The sequence below is a fragment of the Pseudomonas sp. NPDC089918 genome, from assembly GCF_050280605.1.
Lineage (GTDB): Bacteria > Pseudomonadota > Gammaproteobacteria > Pseudomonadales > Pseudomonadaceae > Aquipseudomonas.
This window is the reverse complement of sequence record NZ_JBNNVP010000071.1, coordinates 1-17,033: the sequence shown is the minus strand read 5'-3', so window position 1 is coordinate 17,033 and position 17,033 is coordinate 1. Positions and strand designations below refer to the sequence as shown.

Annotated in this window: 16 protein-coding genes and 1 pseudogene; 11 read left to right on the top strand and 6 right to left on the bottom strand. The window is 59.2% G+C overall.

Annotated elements, in window-relative coordinates; all coding sequences use genetic code 11:
* Window positions 1-180: 180 nt before the first annotated feature.
* The 3 genes from ACQKPC_RS29105 to ACQKPC_RS29095 form a co-directional block, all read right to left on the bottom strand.
* Window positions 181-501, bottom strand: a complete 321-nt coding sequence (locus ACQKPC_RS29105; RefSeq protein ID WP_008076034.1) for a DUF2388 domain-containing protein — start codon at window positions 499-501, stop codon at window positions 181-183.
* A gap of 142 nt (window positions 502-643) precedes the next feature.
* Entirely contained in the window at window positions 644-2,428 is a 1,785-nt protein-coding gene (locus ACQKPC_RS29100; RefSeq protein ID WP_427628087.1) for a GspE/PulE family protein, read from the bottom strand.
* A gap of 90 nt (window positions 2,429-2,518) precedes the next feature.
* On the bottom strand, window positions 2,519-2,857 hold the full coding sequence (locus ACQKPC_RS29095; RefSeq protein WP_007899446.1) for a hypothetical protein: 339 nt from the start codon (window positions 2,855-2,857) through the stop codon (window positions 2,519-2,521).
* A 126-nt stretch (window positions 2,858-2,983) separates the two neighbouring features.
* Between ACQKPC_RS29095 and ACQKPC_RS29090 the strand changes: the two genes are divergently transcribed.
* Window positions 2,984-3,454 (top strand): Lrp/AsnC family transcriptional regulator, encoded by a 471-nt coding sequence (locus ACQKPC_RS29090; protein ID WP_018927598.1) that lies wholly within the window; start codon window positions 2,984-2,986, stop codon window positions 3,452-3,454.
* Window positions 3,455-3,609: 155 nt separating this feature from the next.
* Here ACQKPC_RS29090 and ACQKPC_RS29085 read toward each other — a convergent pair whose 3' ends face one another.
* Complete coding sequence (locus tag ACQKPC_RS29085; RefSeq protein ID WP_427628085.1) at window positions 3,610-4,977, bottom strand: inorganic triphosphatase; 1,368 nt, start codon at window positions 4,975-4,977, stop codon at window positions 3,610-3,612.
* A gap of 178 nt (window positions 4,978-5,155) precedes the next feature.
* On the opposite strand from ACQKPC_RS29085, the gene argE reads away from it, so the two are divergent.
* Entirely contained in the window at window positions 5,156-6,325 is a 1,170-nt protein-coding gene (argE, locus tag ACQKPC_RS29080) for an acetylornithine deacetylase (RefSeq protein ID WP_427628083.1), read from the top strand.
* A 265-nt stretch (window positions 6,326-6,590) separates the two neighbouring features.
* Window positions 6,591-7,889, top strand: coding sequence for an amino-acid N-acetyltransferase (gene argA, locus ACQKPC_RS29075; protein WP_007899457.1), 1,299 nt, complete (start codon window positions 6,591-6,593; stop codon window positions 7,887-7,889).
* Between the two features lie 166 nt (window positions 7,890-8,055).
* On the opposite strand, the gene tauA is transcribed toward argA, so the two are convergent.
* A complete protein-coding gene (gene tauA / locus ACQKPC_RS29070; RefSeq protein WP_427628081.1) occupies window positions 8,056-9,042 on the bottom strand; it encodes a taurine ABC transporter substrate-binding protein in 987 nt (328 codons plus the stop codon).
* 368 nt (window positions 9,043-9,410) lie between these two features.
* Here tauA and ACQKPC_RS29065 point away from each other — a divergent pair, with 368 nt between their 5' ends.
* The 8 genes from ACQKPC_RS29065 (at window position 9,411) to ACQKPC_RS29030 (ending at window position 16,735) form a co-directional block, all read left to right on the top strand.
* Window positions 9,411-10,772, top strand: a complete 1,362-nt coding sequence (locus tag ACQKPC_RS29065; protein ID WP_427628079.1) for an OprD family porin — start codon at window positions 9,411-9,413, stop codon at window positions 10,770-10,772.
* Window positions 10,773-11,064: 292 nt separating this feature from the next.
* A complete protein-coding gene (locus tag ACQKPC_RS29060) occupies window positions 11,065-11,703 on the top strand; it encodes a peroxiredoxin (protein ID WP_427628077.1) in 639 nt (212 codons plus the stop codon).
* A 351-nt stretch (window positions 11,704-12,054) separates the two neighbouring features.
* Entirely contained in the window at window positions 12,055-12,648 is a 594-nt protein-coding gene (gene ssuE, locus ACQKPC_RS29055; protein ID WP_007899466.1) for an NADPH-dependent FMN reductase, read from the top strand.
* Window positions 12,649-12,750: 102 nt separating this feature from the next.
* A complete protein-coding gene (locus ACQKPC_RS29050; RefSeq protein ID WP_427628075.1) occupies window positions 12,751-13,716 on the top strand; it encodes a sulfonate ABC transporter substrate-binding protein in 966 nt (321 codons plus the stop codon).
* 25 nt (window positions 13,717-13,741) lie between these two features.
* Entirely contained in the window at window positions 13,742-14,890 is a 1,149-nt protein-coding gene (gene ssuD, locus ACQKPC_RS29045) for an FMNH2-dependent alkanesulfonate monooxygenase (RefSeq protein ID WP_008067973.1), read from the top strand.
* A 9-nt stretch (window positions 14,891-14,899) separates the two neighbouring features.
* The gene (ssuC, locus tag ACQKPC_RS29040; RefSeq protein ID WP_367373369.1) at window positions 14,900-15,682 is read left to right on the top strand and encodes an aliphatic sulfonate ABC transporter permease SsuC; all 783 of its coding nucleotides are present in this window, start codon (window positions 14,900-14,902) and stop codon (window positions 15,680-15,682) included.
* The gene (gene ssuB, locus ACQKPC_RS29035; RefSeq protein ID WP_427628073.1) at window positions 15,679-16,485 is read left to right on the top strand and encodes an aliphatic sulfonates ABC transporter ATP-binding protein; all 807 of its coding nucleotides are present in this window, start codon (window positions 15,679-15,681) and stop codon (window positions 16,483-16,485) included. Before ssuC ends, ssuB begins: the two co-directional genes overlap by 4 nt.
* A 34-nt stretch (window positions 16,486-16,519) precedes the next feature.
* Window positions 16,520-16,735: a TOBE domain-containing protein gene (locus tag ACQKPC_RS29030; RefSeq protein WP_003229256.1), complete on the top strand. Its 216-nt coding sequence runs from the start codon at window positions 16,520-16,522 to the stop codon at window positions 16,733-16,735.
* Between the two features lie 145 nt (window positions 16,736-16,880).
* On the opposite strand, the pseudogene ACQKPC_RS29025 reads toward ACQKPC_RS29030, so the two are convergent.
* Window positions 16,881-17,033, bottom strand: a pseudogene (locus ACQKPC_RS29025) (TetR/AcrR family transcriptional regulator); the annotation flags it as partial.

Below are 17,033 nucleotides of genomic sequence, written 5' to 3'. Positions count from 1 at the left end.
GCAAGCACCGAACGTCACGCCCGCCGATCTCGGCAACGCCGAAGAAGCCCTGGACCTGGAACGTGACGTTGGCCTGAACTGATGAGCGCATCGTGCCACAAAAGCCCGCTCCCACAATGGATCGCATTTCAGGCAAAAAAATGCCGCTCATGAGAGCGGCATCTTGTTCAGCAACGAACCTTACTTCGAGGCGATGGCATTCTTCGCCAGGATGGCGTTCGCCAGTTCCATGTCCGTGGCTTGCAGGCCAGGGTTGTCGGCACGGACTTTCTGTATGGCGGCTTCCAGGTACGGGCCGCGAATGGCGCCGTCACTGGCGACAAAGCTGCCGGCGTCGTCCTGGGCGGCGACGACCAGCTTGTGATCCCTGGAGGTCAGGTAGGAGGTACCGGTGGTGGCACCGGACGTAAGGACGTTACGCAAAAAGCTGTCATCAGCCATCGCCGAACCGACTTGAAGGGACAACACGGCGAAAGTAGCGACAGCAAGTTTGAGACGCATAAAAGGTGACTCCACTGGGTTTTAACTGCGGGCTTTGATTGCCAATAACCCAATCGAGTTCCGTGACGTTAGTCGGCTCGCCTACGAGGAATGCAGGCTTCGCAGCTGCTACAAACAAGGAGTGTATAGCGGTTGAAATGGCCTACTTCTGCTCACTCTGCGGCGTCACTCGCAACACCTCTTCGATCGTGGTCAAACCCGCCGCCACTTTCTGCGCCCCCGACAAGCGCAAACTGCGCATGCCTTCCTTGAAGGCCTGACGGCGGACCGCGAGCAAATCGGTATCAGGGTTGATCAGCGCTTTGATGCCGTCAGTCAGTTGCATGATTTCGTACACCCCGGCGCGGCCGCGATAGCCGGTTTCGCGGCATTCCAGGCAACCGATGGCGCGTTGTGCATTACCTGGCAGTGGCGCTTGCCAAGGCCGGGTCAGGGTTTGCCAGTCGTCCTCGCCCAAAGTTAATGGCGCCTTGCAATGCGGGCAGAGGGTCCGGACCAGACGCTGGGCCATGACCCCGAGCACCGTGGCCTTGATCAGGTAATGCGGCACGCCGAGCTCCAGCAGGCGGCTGATGGCGCTCGGGGCGTCGTTGGTGTGCAACGTCGACAGCACCAAGTGGCCAGTGAGTGCTGCCTGAATCGCCATCTCGGCGGTTTCGAGGTCGCGGATCTCGCCAATCATGATGATGTCCGGGTCCTGCCGCATGAGTGCGCGCACGCCGGCGGCAAAGGTCAGGTCAATGTTGTGCTGGACCTGCATCTGATTGAACGCTGGCTCGACCATTTCGATCGGGTCTTCAATGGTGCAGAGGTTGACCTCCGGCGTCGCCAGTTTCTTCAGGGTGGTGTACAGCGTGGTGGTCTTGCCTGAACCCGTCGGCCCGGTCACCAGAATGATGCCATTGGGCTGGCGGGTCATGTCTTGCCAGCGACGCAGGTCATCGGCGGAAAAACCCAGCTGATCGAAGTCCTTGAGCAGCACTTCCGGGTCAAAGATCCGCATGACCATCTTCTCGCCGAACGCCGTCGGCAATGTCGACAGCCGCAGCTCGACTTCGCCACCATCCGGGGTTTTGGTTTTGACCCGGCCGTCCTGTGGTTTGCGTTTTTCTGCGACGTTCATCCGCCCCAGGCTTTTCAGGCGGCTGACGATGGCCATGGTCACCTGCGGCGGGAATTGATAGACGTTGTGCAGCACGCCGTCGATGCGAAAGCGCACCGTGCCTTGCTCGCGCCGGGGTTCGATGTGGATATCGCTGGCCCGTTGCTGGAACGCGTACTGGAACAGCCAATCGACGATGTTGACGATGTGCGCATCGTTGGCGTCCGGCTCCTGGTCGCTGGCGCCGAGGTTGAGCAACTGTTCGAAGTTGCCCAGGGTGCTTATTTGTTGATCAGCGTTGGTGGCGCCGGTGACCGATTTAGCCAGGCGGAAAAACTCCACGCTGAAGCGCTGGATGTCCACCGGGTTGGCCACTACGCGCTTGATCGGCACCTTCAGCACGTGGGTCAGGTCGGCTTCCCAGCTGCTGACGAAGGGCTGGGCGCTGGCCACGGTGACGGCGTCGCGGTCGATGGATACCGCCAGAATCTTGTGGCGTTGGGCGAAGGCATAGGACATCAACGGCGTGATGGCCGCGACATTGATTTTCAGCGGGTCGATGCGCAAGTAAGGCTGACCGGCCCGCTGAGACAGCCAGAGCGTCAGGCTTTCCAGATCGAGGTGTTTGCCGGGACGGCTGAGGTCGTCCAGGTGTTGGCTGGCGATGAATTCCAGCGGGTGCTGCTGACCATTTATGGCGTGACGGCGGCGGGCGTTGAGCGCGTGCTCGGCCGAATCCTGGCTGATGAAGCCTTGGGCGACCAATTCACGCAGCAAATCATTGAGGTCCAGCCAGCGGTCCTGAGTGGCGAGTTGAACGGACATGCGGGCTCCTTTTGAACAACCGTTCGCAAAGGATAGTCGCGCACCCGCAGACCGTTGGGCCACTACCCGACCAAGGCATGTCGTTTCTTTTCAGCCTGCCGCCTGAGCCGGCTCTTCCCACGCAGAATCAGCCGCTTGCAGGTTCACCGAGCAGACGCTGATCAGGTTACGTAATTTTTCCGCGATCACTTGAGCACGGTGCCAGCTCAGGCCGTCCATGACGATATCGACCGACAGTAGATCGTCCATGCGCTGCACGTTGACCTGCTGCGGCGTCAGAAACTGCAAGGCGAATAGATTGAGCGCCCGACACAGCAGATCCGGCTCGGCCTCGGCCAGTAATTGATAGTGAACGCGGCAGTGGGCGTTGCTGACGTTCCAGACATCGGCGCGGGCGGGCGGGGTGTTCACGGCTTCTAAATGCGGCATGGTCGGGCTCCAAAATCACTGGAGGAATTTTTACATTCGGTGCCGGGCATTTCTTATCTATGATTGGGCTTATTGATCATTTATCGAATCGATCAATTCGATTTAGTACCCACTATAGGTTTTTCTATGCATAGCGAGCTGGATGGCTACGACCGCAAGATTCTCGCGTTGCTGCAAGAGGACGCTTCGCTCTCCAGCGCGCAGATCGCCGAACAGGTGGGGCTCTCGCAGTCGCCGTGCTGGCGGCGGATTCAGCGGATGAAGGAAGAAGGGATCATTCGTGGTCAGGTGACATTGCTTGACCGCAAGAAAATCGGCCTTAACACGCAGATCTTCGCCGAGATCAAACTCAACGCCCACGGACGTTCGAACTTCACCGAGTTCACCGAGGCGATTCGCGGTTTTCCCGAAGTGCTGGAATGCTATGTGCTGATGGGGTCGGTGGATTTCTTGCTGCGGATCGTCACGGCGGACATCGAGGCTTATGAGCGCTTCTTCTTCGAGAAGCTGTCGATGGTGCCGGGGATTCAGGAGGTCAACTCGATCGTGGCTTTGTCGGAAATCAAATCCACGACGAGTTTGCCGGTGTTGCGCTGAGGATGTTCGAAGGCTTTTGTGGCGAGGGGGCTTGCCCCCGTTCGGCTGCGAAGCAGTCGTAAACCCAGCCAACCCGTTATGCCTGATGCACCGCGTTGGCTGGTTTTGGGAGTCCTTCGGCCTCCAACGGGGGCAAGCCCCCTCGCCACAGGGTCTTACAGACGCAGCAAAGTCTTCCAGGCGCGATTCTGATACACCGCAATCGCCTGGTGCTTACGCGCATCCAGCGATTCATCGGTGATCGGTTCGTTGGCCAGTTGCGTCAGTTTGTTCAGCTCACCGTACAGGCGATCCATTTCCGGGATCTCCAGTACGCTGCGGGCATGGTGCAGCCAGGCCTGGATGCGCTCGATACGCGGCAGTTGCTCGGCCAGGTCTTCCGGCTGTTGCTGATAACGCTGCAATTGCAGCGAGTTGGCTTCTTCGCCCAGCATGCGCGGCAGCCAGCTGCCCAGTTGTGCAGCGCCCTGGCGATTACCGCGGACGTTGCGATCGGCGGCCCAGGTGCGGGCCAGCAGCCAGCGCGAAGTGTTCAGGGAGAACAGGCCCCAACGTGGGTCTTCCAGCTCTTCGAGGAACTGCTCTGGTGCGGCTTTGCGCACGTCTTCGTCGTCCAGGCCGGCTTGTACCAGCGGGCGCCAGTCTTCCAGCAGGGCATCCAGCGCGACCCGCAGATCGTGAGTCGACTGACGCGGTGCGGCCTGACCGAGGCTGCTGATCAGCGCGCGCATTTCAGCGAGGTTCTCGACCCAGTCCTGCAACAGGCGCCAGTGGCCATTGAAGCGATACTGCTCGGCCAGACGCTGGCTGCTGCTCAGCAAATGCCAGCTCAGGGCGGCGAACGCATCGTCCAGCGGCATTTCGGCGGTGATCTGCGGTGCCGGCAAGCTCAGCGAGTAGCTGTTGGCGTCGAACAGGCGATAACCGCGTTCGGCCTTGCTGATGTCACACGGCATCAGCGCCAGTGTTGCAGCCAGTTCGGCGGCCAGCTCCAGCAGCGCGGCCGGTTCGCCTTCGCGCAACTCCAGTTCCAGCTCGCAGATTTCTTCTTTCTGCTTGCCGACCACCACGTGGCCCAGGTCCAGCGCGGCTTCGATGACCACTTTGGTTTTGCCACGACCCCAAGCGATTTCCGCGCGTTCGCGAACGAAATCGGTGGTGAAGATGGCTTTCAGGGTTTTCTTGTCCAGCTCGGCCAGCTCTTCGGGCCAGCATTCACCGTCGAGTTTCTTAACGTCGAGCTTGGCTTTGGGCAAATTCCAGTCGTACTCGTGGCGCTCGGACAGACCGGCGACGCTCTGGCCACGGGTCTTGAGGGTCTGAATCACTTCTTCGCCATCGCGGCGCAGGCGCAGGGCAACCTTGGCGCGGGCCAGGTCGCGCTCAGGCGTGTCGAAGTACTGATTCATCAACTCACGGCGTTCCCAGCCACTTTTGTTGCGTTTCTTGAGTAGCGGGTGCTCGCGCAGGGCGGCGAGGGTTTCGCGGCTGACGCGGAGTTTGATTTCGGTTTCTTTCTGCATGGCCGGAAAATCCAGGATCGGGAGCGCAGCCGGGGGAATGTGTGGCTGCCAAGGTCGTGCAGTGTACAGGACTCATTCGAGATAGGGGCTGTTGACGCTTGGTGACGCGTCGCGGCGGTTTATTCCTGTCGTCGGATGGTTCTATGATGGACTTCAATTCGGGAGTTGGGAGTCAGCGATGCCTTTGCCGTCCATGAAAGATCAGTTCGCTGCGCTGATCGCCGCACCGTCTGTCAGCTGTACCCAGCCCAGCCTGGATCAAACCAATCGGCCGGTCATCGACTTGTTGGCGACATGGCTCGGGGACTTGGGTTTTACCTGCGATATCCAGCAGGTCAGCCCCGGCAAATTCAATCTGCTGGCCAGTTTTGGTTCCGGTCCCGGCGGCCTGGTGCTGGCTGGTCACAGCGATACAGTGCCCTACGACGAGGCGTTGTGGCAGACCGACCCGTTGAAACTGACGGAAGTGGACGGTCGTTGGGTCGGCTTGGGCAGTTGCGACATGAAGGGTTTTTTCGCCTTGGTCATCGAAGCCGTCAAACCCTTGCTCGACCAACCGTTCAAGCAACCCTTGCTGATCCTCGCCACTTGCGATGAAGAAAGCTCGATGTCTGGCGCTCGCGCTCTGGCCGAAGCCGGACGTCCGCTGGGCCGGGCCGCGGTGATCGGCGAGCCGACCGGGCTGAAGCCGATCCGGATGCACAAAGGCGTGATGATGGAGCGCATCGACATCCTCGGTCAGAGCGGCCATTCCTCGGACCCGCGTCTGGGCCACAGCGCCCTCGAAGCCATGCACGACGCCATGGGCGAATTGCGCGGCCTGCGCCTGGCGTGGCAGCGCGAATTCCATAACCCGCAGTTCAGCGTGCCGCAGCCGACCCTTAACTTCGGCTGCATCCATGGGGGCGACAATCCCAACCGAATCTGCGGCCAGTGCTCGCTGGAGTTCGACTTGCGTCCGTTGCCGGGCATGGACCCCAAAGCGCTGCGCGCGGCGATTCTGCAGAAGCTCAATCCGATTGCCGAACGGCACAAGGTGAAGATCGATTACGCGCCGCTGTTCCCCGAAGTGCCACCCTTCGAGCAGGCCGAGGACTCGGAATTGGTGAGGGTTGCCGAAAAGCTCACCGGCCATCGCGCCGAAGCAGTGGCGTTCGGCACGGAAGCGCCTTATCTTCAGCGTCTTGGTTGTGAAACACTGGTATTGGGACCGGGCGACATCGCCTGCGCACACCAACCGGGGGAATACCTCGAAATGTCACGTTTGCAGCCTACCGTGCATCTATTACGTCAACTGATTGAACATTACTGCCTGACACCGGCCAAAACGGCGATGCCGGTCAGTTGAGCGCAACCCATGTGGGAGCGGGCTTGCTCGCGAATAGGGAGTGTCAGTTGATATTAATGTGTCTGATACGCCGCCTTCGCGAGCAAGCCCGCTCCCACAGGTTCTGTGTTTTGGCTGACTAAACGTATAAATTGCCAGTGTCCCAACCCGTATTCATGAGGAGAGCGCGCGTGTCGCCAAGCCTGTTCCGACGATAACCATCAGCCCGCTGTGCGTTTACTGCTTTACCCTTTTTTCGGCTGCTATTTATTACAGGCCCAGGTTCATGCCCGAATACGTCAATTGGCTTCGTCACGCTTCGCCTTACATCAACGCCCACCGCGATTGCACTTTCGTCGTCATGCTGCCCGGCGACGGCGTGGAGCACCCGAACTTCGGCAACATCGTCCACGACCTGGTGCTGCTGCACAGCCTGGGTGTGCGTCTGGTGCTGGTTCACGGTTCGCGTCCGCAAATTGAAACACGCCTCGCTGCTCGCGGCCTGACCCCGCATTACCACCATGGCATGCGCATCACCGATGCGGCGACGCTTGAGTGCGTGATCGATGCGGTCGGTCAACTGCGCATCGCCATCGAAGCGCGGCTGTCCATGGACATGGCCTCATCGCCAATGCAGGGTTCACGCCTGCGGGTGGCCAGCGGCAATCTGGTCACTGCACGGCCGATCGGCGTACTTGAAGGTGTCGACTATCACCACACCGGCGAAGTGCGCCGTGTCGACCGCAAGGGCATCAATCGCCTGCTGGACGAACGCTCCATCGTGCTGTTGTCGCCATTGGGGTACTCGCCGACCGGTGAGATCTTCAACCTCGCGTGTGAAGATGTCGCCACCCGTGCAGCTATCGATCTGGGGGCGGACAAGCTGCTGCTGTTCGGCGCCGATTTGGGCTTGATCGACGAAAATGGCCGGCTGGTCCGCGAATTGCGCCCGCAACAGGTGCCGGCGCATTTGCAGCGTTTGGGCAGCAACTATCAAGCCGAGCTGCTGGATGCGGCCGCTGAAGCGTGCCGGGGCGGGGTGGCGCGCAGTCACATCGTCAGCTACGCCGAAGATGGCGCGTTGCTGACCGAACTGTTCACCCGTGACGGTGGCGGTACGCTGGTGGCCCAGGAGCAATTCGAGGTTGTGCGTGAGGCGGCCATCGAGGATGTCGGCGGTTTGCTGGACTTGATCAGCCCGCTGGAAGAGCAGGGCATTCTGGTACGGCGTTCCCGCGAGGTGCTGGAGCGTGAGATCGAGCAGTTCAGTGTGGTCGAACGCGAAGGCATGATCATCGCCTGCGCGGCGCTGTATCAGATTGCCGATTCGGATGCTGGGGAGTTGGCGTGTCTGGCGGTGAACCCGGAGTACCGCCATGGCGGTCGCGGTGATGAACTGCTGGAACGCATCGAAACCCGCGCCCGGGCCCAGGGGCTGAAAACCTTGTTCGTACTGACGACCCGGACCGCCCACTGGTTCCGTGAACGGGGCTTCGTGCCGAGCAGCGTCGAACGCCTGCCGTCGGCGCGGGCTTCGCTTTACAACTATCAGCGTAATTCGAAGATCTTCGAAAAAGCCCTCTGATTGCCACTGTCTGTGTTGGCATTTGTGGCGAGGGAGCTTGCTCCCGCTGGGCAGCGAAGCGGCCCCAAAACCAGCGAACGCGTTATGACTGATTCACCGCGTTGTTGGATTGGGGAGTCCTCCGGCCTCCAGCGGGAGCAAGCTCCCTCGCCACAGGTTTTGCGTTTTACTCAGTGACGAATTTCGCGCTGACATACGGCGAATAATCCGGCAGCACCGTCTCGACCTTCCCTTGCTCCTTCAAAAACTTCGCCGTCTCGCCAATCGCCTTGGCTGTGCCTCCGTCCAGTAGCGCGGTGGTCTGTTGTGCCTTGGCATCCGGGAATGCGGAGCCGGCCAGCAGCTCCGGCACATCGGCGGCATTGGCACCGGTCAATTTGGCGATTTTCTGCACCGGCACCGAATCGGCGGTCCAGCTGTCTTTATGGGCGGCATAGTCGGCGAAGGAGTCCAGAGTGACCTTGGCAAATTTGGCCACGACCTCAGGATGCTTCTCGGCGTAATCCTTGCGAGCGACCCACACCTCGAAGGTCGGCGCGCCCCATTGGCCGACCTGCGCCGCGTCGGTCAAGGTCTTGCCGGTCTTGCGGATTTCCCCCAGCGCCGGCGACCAGACAAACGCCCCATCAATGTCGCCACGCTTCCAGGCTGCGGCGATTTCGACGGGTTGCAGGTTCACCACTTTGACTTTCGAGGCGTCCAGCCCCCAATGCTTCAGCGCGCCGAGCAGGCTGTAATGGGAGGTTGAAACGAAGGGCGTGGCGATGGTCTTGCCGATCAGATCTTCCGGTTTATCGATGCCGCTGCCGTTGCGCACCACAAGGGCTTCGGCAGCGTTGATCTGAGCCGAAACAATGAACGCGACAATCGGCAGGTTGCGCGAAGCGGCCGCCGCCAGTGGGCTTGAACCGAGGTTGCCAATCTGCACATCGCCGGAGGCAATGGCAGTGACCACTTCCGGGCCACTGTTGAAACGTCGCCAATCGATTTTCTGGCCAATGGTTTTCTCGTAAACACCATCAGCCTGAGGGACTTTGCTGGGGTCGATACCGGTTTGATAACCGACCGTGAGAGTCGCCGCCTGGGCGGAAAAAGAAAATATCAGCGATATACAAACTGTAACAAATTGACTAGATAGTGCGCGTTTGGCCATGATGGCGTCGCCTTTTCGAAAGTGATTGACGTATGGGGAATACGTAAACGCTAATCGATCTAAAAAAAGGCGAATAAATACCATTTAGGAATTAGCTTATGAGCCGATACCTTTTGTCTCGGTTCGGATCATTGCTCGAGAGCTATATTCCTAAATGGTATGAAAAAGGATGAAATAATTCTTTTTGGGTTTATGAGGAAATCATTACCCTGCAGGGACCAAATCACGGCGGTTAGACCTTGGTCGTAGACACACATGGTTACGATTGACTTGTCAGTCACGGACCAGTGCTAATCGCGCATCTGTGGATCTGGGGCGTTAGACCCGAGACCAAAGAACACAAAAATTAGAACGAGAGGAGCGAAACAATGAAGAAGTCCACCTTGGCCCTGGCTGTGGCCGTAGGGGTTTTGGCGCAGCAGGCAGGCGCCGCCGGTTTCATTGAAGACAGCAAGGCTACATTGGGGCTGCGTAACTTCTACATCAACACCGATAACCGCGATTCGGCAGCTAGAACTGCTTCCAATGTTCAGAGCAAAAACGAAGAGTGGGGCCAAGGCTTCGACCTGCGTTTCACCTCGGGCTACACACAAGGCACCGTTGGCTTCGGTCTTGATGCCATTGGCCTGCTGGGCATCCGTCTGGATTCGGGCGGCGGCACCAACGGCGCAACTCCTGCCTCTTACGGCGGCACTGTGTTCCCGAGCAAATCCAACGGCGAAGCGGTTGATAACTTCTCCAGCCTGGGCCTGACTGCGAAAGCCAAGATATCCCAGACCGAACTGAAGTTGGGCACCCTGCAGCCAAAACTGCCGGTGATCGTGACCAACGACGGTCGTCTGCTGCCGCAAACCTTCCAGGGCGGCCAGATCACCTCGAACGAAATCAAAGACCTGACACTGGTCGGTGGTCAGATCGAGCACGTCAAGGGCCGTAACTCCAGCAACAACGAAGAGTTGTCGATCGCTGGTGCGAATACGCGCGGTACTGGCTTCCGTGACAGCAACAAGTTCATCTATGGTGGCGGTGACTACAAAATCACCAAAGACCTGACTGCCCAGTACTACTACGGCAACCTGGAAGACTTCTACAAGCAACACTTCCTGGGCCTGGTCCACAACTGGTCGATCGGTCCTGGTGTGTTGAAGTCTGACTTGCGTTACTTCAACAGCTCCGATGACGGTGCCAACGGTCACGACTCGGCTTATTTCAGCTCCGGTAACGATGAGGGTTTCCGTTCCGGTCGCGGTAAAGTCGACAACAACCTGTACAGCGGCCTGTTCCTGTACTCCGTTGCCGGTCACACCTTCGGCGGCGGTTATCAGGTCAGCAATGGCAGCAGCGACTTCCCTTGGCTGAACCAGGGTGACGGCTCGTCGGCTTACATCACTACCGATAGCCAGATCGCCAAGTTCGCCCGTGCCGGCGAACGTACCTGGCAAGCTCGCTACTCGTATGACTTCGCCAAGGTTGGCCTGCCAGGCGCTACAGCCGGCATCGTTTACCTGCGTGGCGACAACATTGATACCGTGGGTACCAATGGTCGCGAGAACGGTTCCGGCCGTTCCGAGTGGGAACGCGACCTGACCCTGGCTTACGTAGTGCCAGAAGGTCCGCTGAAAAACCTGGGCTTCACCTGGAAAAACGCCATGTGGCGCAACGACGTCCCAGGTCAGCGCGACCAGGACGAAAACCGTCTGATCGTCAGCTACTCGATCCCGCTGTTGTAACAGCGCTCGCGTAACCGACGTAAAAAAGCCCCGCCCGGCATCACGCCGGGCGGGGCTTTTGCGTTTTCAAGGAGGGCTCACCCCCGTAAACCCTCCTTGAAATTCCCCTCTTTGCAGCAACTCAAGGCCTTCTCGAACCTTGTCGGCGATGTTCGTCCTCATGTGCATTCAGGTCCAGTGAACAGATATTTAATATTCAATTATGATCTAAACAAATCGATATTTATTCTTTTTAATCTCTATGGAACGCAGGCACAGTTGGGCTCAACAAGCACTCACAAGGAGCAGCAGCATGAGCCTCAGACTTGGCGATATCGCCCCCGATTTCGAACAGGATTCCAGCGCCGGCACTATCCGTTTCCACGAATGGCTAGACGATAGCTGGGGCGTGTTGTTTTCCCATCCGGCGGACTTCACGCCGGTGTGCACCACCGAGCTGGGCTTCACCGCCAGGCTCAAGGATGAATTCACCCAGCGCGGCGTCAAAGCCATTGCTCTGTCGGTCGACCCGGTGGACTCGCATCACAGGTGGATCGAGGACATCAACGAAACCCAGAACGCCATCGTCAACTTCCCGATCCTCGCCGATGCGGACCGCAAAGTGTCCGACCTGTATGACCTTATCCATCCGAATGCCAACGACACCCTGACCGTGCGTTCTCTGTTCGTGATCGATCCGAACAAGAAGATTCGGCTGACGATTACTTACCCGGCGAGTACCGGCCGTAACTTCAATGAAATTTTGCGGGTGATCGATTCGCTGCAGCTCACCGACAACTACAAAGTGGCCACCCCGGCCAACTGGCAAGACGGTGATGAGGTGGTGATCGTGCCGTCGCTTAAGGACGAAGATGAAATCCAACGACGTTTTCCCAAGGGTTATCGCGCGGTGAAGCCGTACCTGCGCCTGACGCCACAGCCGAACAGGTAATCATCCGAATTTTGCGGTGTGGCTAAAATCGCTATCGCGGGCAAGCCCGCTCCCACAGTGGATTGGGAAGGATCAGAGATGTGTGGCAGACCTAAAACCCTGTGGGAGCGGGCTTGCCCGCGAAGGCGGCAGACCGGCCAGTGAAAATTTCATGTCATCCATAAAGCAGGGGATTTTGGGCCGTTTCTACGGCCTTTTTTTTGCCTGGAAAAAGCAGTTTTGCATAGATCTACAATGCATAACCAAATGAATAAATATGATTTATGGATATATAAATCAGCTGTTAAGGTCACTCCATCGAAGCGAGATCGCAAGCCGCGAATCGCCAATACCGCTCAAGGAAATGTCTGAATGCTGGTCGTCTCACTCGGTGGCAGTCCCAGTCCACGCTCCCGTTCCGGAGTTTTGCTGGAGCGCTCGCGACGTTGGTTGCAAGAGCAAGGGGTGGAGGTGGTGAGTTACCAGGTACGGGACTTCCCGGCCGAAGATTTGCTGCATGCCCGCTTCGACAGCCCGAAAGTGATCGACCTGTTGCAACAGATTGAAAACGCCGATGGCTTGCTGATCGCCACGCCGGTTTACAAAGCGTCGTTCTCCGGTGCGTTGAAAACCTTGCTCGATCTACTGCCCGAACGCGCCTTGAGCCACAAGGTGGTTTTACCGATGGCTACCGGTGGCAGCATCGCCCACATGTTGGCGGTGGATTACGCGCTCAAACCGGTGCTGTCAGCGTTGAAAGCCCAGGAAATGCTGCAGGGGATTTTCGCCGTGGACAGCCAGATCGCTTACGGCGAAGGCAGCGCGCAGGCACAGTTGGCGCCGGAGCTTGCGCAACGATTGTTTGAAGCGCTGGAGCAGTTTTTCAGCGCCATGGCTCGTCGGCCCAAGCCGCTCGATCCGAACCTGTTGAACGAACGTTTGTTGAGTGCTCGCTGGAGCATTTAAGCCAGTCCTCAAGCCACACCCGAATTTGAAGTACTCCACCTTACTGGCCCGCTAACGGGCAAGCAGGTGCAGCCAAAACCCAACTGCAAAAAGGAGAGCGCCATGCGCCCTGTCATTTTGCGTCGTGGTCTGGTCGCTCTGTTTGCTGCGGCTGTAACCTTCGGCGCCATTACTCAAGCTCAAGCCGAGACCCTCCGGATCGGTTATCAAAAGTACGGCACTCTGGTGCTGCTCAAAGCCAAAGGTACTCTGGAAAAACGCCTCGCCGCCCAAGGCGTGGACGTGCAATGGACTGAATTCCCCGGTGGCCCGCAACTGCTCGAAGGCCTGAACGTCGGCTCCATCGACTTTGGCGTCACCGGTGAAACGCCGCCCGTGTTCGCTCAGGCGGCCGGTGCCGATTTGCTCTACGTTGCCTATGAACCGCCAGCGCCCCACAGCGAAGCGATCCTGGTGCCGAAGGACTCGCCGATCAAATCGGTGCAGGACCTCAAGGGCAAGAAAGTCGTGCTCAACAAAGGCTCCAACGTGCATTACCTGCTGGTGCGTGCGCTTGAAGATGCCGGCCTCAAATACACCGACATTCAGACCGTGTTCCTGCCGCCAGCCGATGCCCGCGCTGCATTCGAGCGTGGCAGCGTCGATGCCTGGGTGATCTGGGACCCGTACCAGGCCGCCGCCGAACAGCAACTGCAAGCACGCCCTCTGCGCGACGGCAAAGGCCTCGTCGACAACCACCAGTTCTACCTGGCGACCAAACCTTACGCGCAGAAAAATCCTGAAGTGATCAAGGCTCTGGTGGAAGAAGTACGCGCGGTTGGCGAATGGTCCAAGGCCAATCCCGAGGACGTGACCAAGCAAGTTTCGCCGCTGCTCGGCCTGCCAACGGACATCACCCTGACCTCGGTGAAACGCCAAGGCTACGGCGCGCTGTTCCTTACGCCGGAAGTAGTCGCTGCCCAGCAAAAAATCGCCGACAGCTTCTACCAGCTCAAGCTGATTCCCAAACCCTTGAGCATCAAAGACGTGATCTGGACGCCACCCACCGCCGTGGCCAAAGCGCCGTAATTCGATTTCCTGAGGAGACCACTCCATGAGCCTTAATATCTTCTGGTTCCTGCCTACCCATGGCGATGGCCATTACCTTGGCACCGCTGAAGGCGCTCGCGCCGTCGACCACGGTTACCTGCAACAGGTCGCGCAAGCGGCGGATCGTCTGGGCTTTGGCGGGGTGCTGATTCCCACCGGTCGCTCCTGCGAAGACTCGTGGCTGGTGGCCGCATCGCTGATCCCGGTGACCCAGCGTTTGAAATTCCTTGTCGCCCTGCGCCCCGGGATCATTTCCCCGACGGTGGCGGCGCGTCAGGCCGCGACACTGGATCGTCTGTCCGGCGGTCGTGCGCTGTTCAACCTGGTCACCGGTGGCGATCCGGAAGAACTGGCCGGCGACGGTTTATTCCTCAGTCACGAAGAGCGCTATCAGGCCTCGGTGGAATTCACCCGTATCTGGCGCCGGGTGCTGGAAGGTGAAACCGTTGATTACGACGGTCAGCACATCAGCGTGAAGGGCGCCAAGTTGCTCTATCCGCCGATCCAGCAACCGCGCCCGCCGCTGTATTTCGGTGGCTCGTCGGAAGCCGCCCAAGACCTCGCGGCAGAGCAGGTCGAAATGGTTCTGACCTGGGGCGAGCCACCGGCCGCCGTGGCAGAAAAAATCGAGCAGGTTCGTGCCAAAGCCGCGAAGCTCGGTCGCACTGTGCGCTTCGGTATTCGTCTGCATGTGATCGTTCGCGAAACCAATGCCGAGGCATGGCAAGCGGCCGATCGACTAATCTCGCATCTGGACGATGACACCATCGCCCGTGCCCAGGCGTCTCTGGCGCGTTTCGATTCGGTCGGCCAGCAACGGATGGCCGCGTTGCATGGTGGCAGTCGCGACCATCTGGAAGTCAGCCCCAACCTGTGGGCCGGTGTTGGTCTGGTGCGCGGCGGTGCCGGTACGGCGCTGGTCGGCGATGGCCCGACCGTGGCCGCTCGGGTGAAGGAATACGCTGACCTGGGCATCGATACGTTCATCTTCTCCGGTTATCCACACCTGGAAGAGTCCTATCGGGTGGCTGAGTTGCTGTTCCCGCACTTGGATATCGAGCGTCCGGAACTGCCGAAAAGCGCCGGTTACGTCAGCCCGTTCGGCGAGATGGTAGCCAACGACATTCTTCCCAAAGCCGCGTCCCAGAGCTGAGGCGCCGCCATGAAGAAAATCATCCACAACCTCGCGCCCTGGGCGCTGCCGGTCTTGTTGCTGGCGGTGTGGCAGTTGTCGGTGTCGGCGGGCTGGTTGTCGACGCGGATTCTGCCGGCGCCGATCGCGGTGATCGAAGCCGGTGTGAGCCTGGTCAGCAGCGGTGAAATCTGGACTCACCTGGCCATCAGCGGCTGGCGCGCGGCGCTCGGGTTCGCCATTGGCGGCGGCATCGGTCTGACCTTGGGCTTCATCACCGGCTTGTCGAAATGGGGCGAGCGCCTGCTCGACAGTTCGGTGCAGATGATCCGCAACGTGCCGCATCTGGCGTTGATTCCGCTGGTGATCCTGTGGTTCGGCATCGACGAGTCGGCGAAGATTTTTCTGGTGGCGTTGGGTACGTTGTTCCCGATTTACCTCAACACGTATCACGGCATTCGCAACGTCGATCCAGCGTTGGTGGAGATGGCGCGCAGTTATGGCCTGTCTGGTTTCAGCCTGTTTCGTCAGGTAATCCTGCCGGGTGCGCTGCCATCGATTCTGGTCGGTGTGCGTTTCGCGTTGGGCTTTATGTGGCTGACCCTGATCGTCGCCGAAACCATTTCCGCCAGCTCCGGCATTGGCTACCTGGCGATGAATGCCCGGGAGTTTTTGCAGACCGACGTAGTGGTGCTGGCGATTCTTTTGTACGCAGTGCTCGGCAAGTTGGCCGACCTTGCGGCGCGTGGGCTTGAACGCGTGTGGCTGCGCTGGCATCCGGCTTATCAGGTTGCCAAGGGAGGTGCTGCATGACGGCTCAACAACCTCCACGCCTGCTGCGCGGTATTCCGCTGGTGGTGCGCAAGCTGCAAAAAACCTTCGGTTCACGGCAGGTGCTGCGTGAAATCGACCTGCACATTCCGGCCGGGCAGTTTGTGGCGGTGGTCGGGCGTAGCGGCTGCGGCAAAAGTACTTTGCTGCGCTTGCTCGCCGGTCTCGACAAGCCCACGGGGGGTGAGCTGCTTGCAGGCGCAGCGCCACTGAGTGATGCGCGGGAAGACACTCGACTGATGTTCCAGGAAGCGCGTCTGTTGCCGTGGAAAAAGATCATCGACAACGTCGGTCTCGGGCTCAAGGGCAACTGGCGGCCGCAAGCGTTGGAAGCGCTGGAAGCCGTCGGCCTGGCGGATCGCGCCAACGAATGGCCGGCAGCGTTGTCCGGCGGGCAAAAGCAGCGTGTGGCCCTGGCTCGCGCGTTGATCCATCAACCGCGCTTGCTGTTGCTCGACGAACCGCTGGGCGCATTGGATGCCCTGACCCGAATCGAAATGCAGCAACTGATCGAACGGCTCTGGCAACAGCATGGTTTCACCGTGTTGCTGGTGACCCACGACGTCAGCGAAGCGGTGGCGATTGCCGATCGGGTGATTCTGATTGAAGAGGGGGAAGTCGGCCTCGACCTGCATGTGGAACTGCCGCGCCCTCGGGTCCGTGGCTCTCATCGGCTGGCGGCGCTGGAAACCGAAGTGCTCAACCGCGTGCTGTCCCTGCCTGGCCAACCGCCGGAACCGGAACCTGTTTCACCACTGCCTACGCAATTGCGTTGGGCGCAATAACTTAAAGATTCATCCAACGACAGGAATCAACATCATGACTATCAAAGCCATCAACGTTCGTAACCAGTTCAAAGGCTCGATCAAGGAAATCGTGCTGGGTGACGTGCTGTCGGAAATCGACGTGCAGACGGCCTCCGGCATCGTCACTTCGGTGATTACCACCCGTTCGGTGAAAGAGCTGGAACTGGTGGTCGGCAGTGAAGTAATCGCGTTTGTGAAATCCACCGAGGTGTCGATCGCCAAGTTGTAAGCGCGTGCGTAAACAACAACCCTGGAGGGTGTGAGCCCTGATCGTTCCCACGCTCTGCGTGGGAATGCCTCTTCGGACGCTCCGCGTTCGGCTTTTGGGACACAGAGCGTCCCGGGCTGCATTCCCACGCAGAGCGTGGGAACGATCAAAGCACTTCGCGCTTGGGCAGATAGGGTGGCAAATACAACCCAAGATAAGCATCAAACACCCGCATCCCTTCCTCGGCCATTCGCGGCGTGATCTGCCCATGCTGTTGCACCGAGCGTGCATACACTCGGTCCCCCAGCTCCATGGCCAG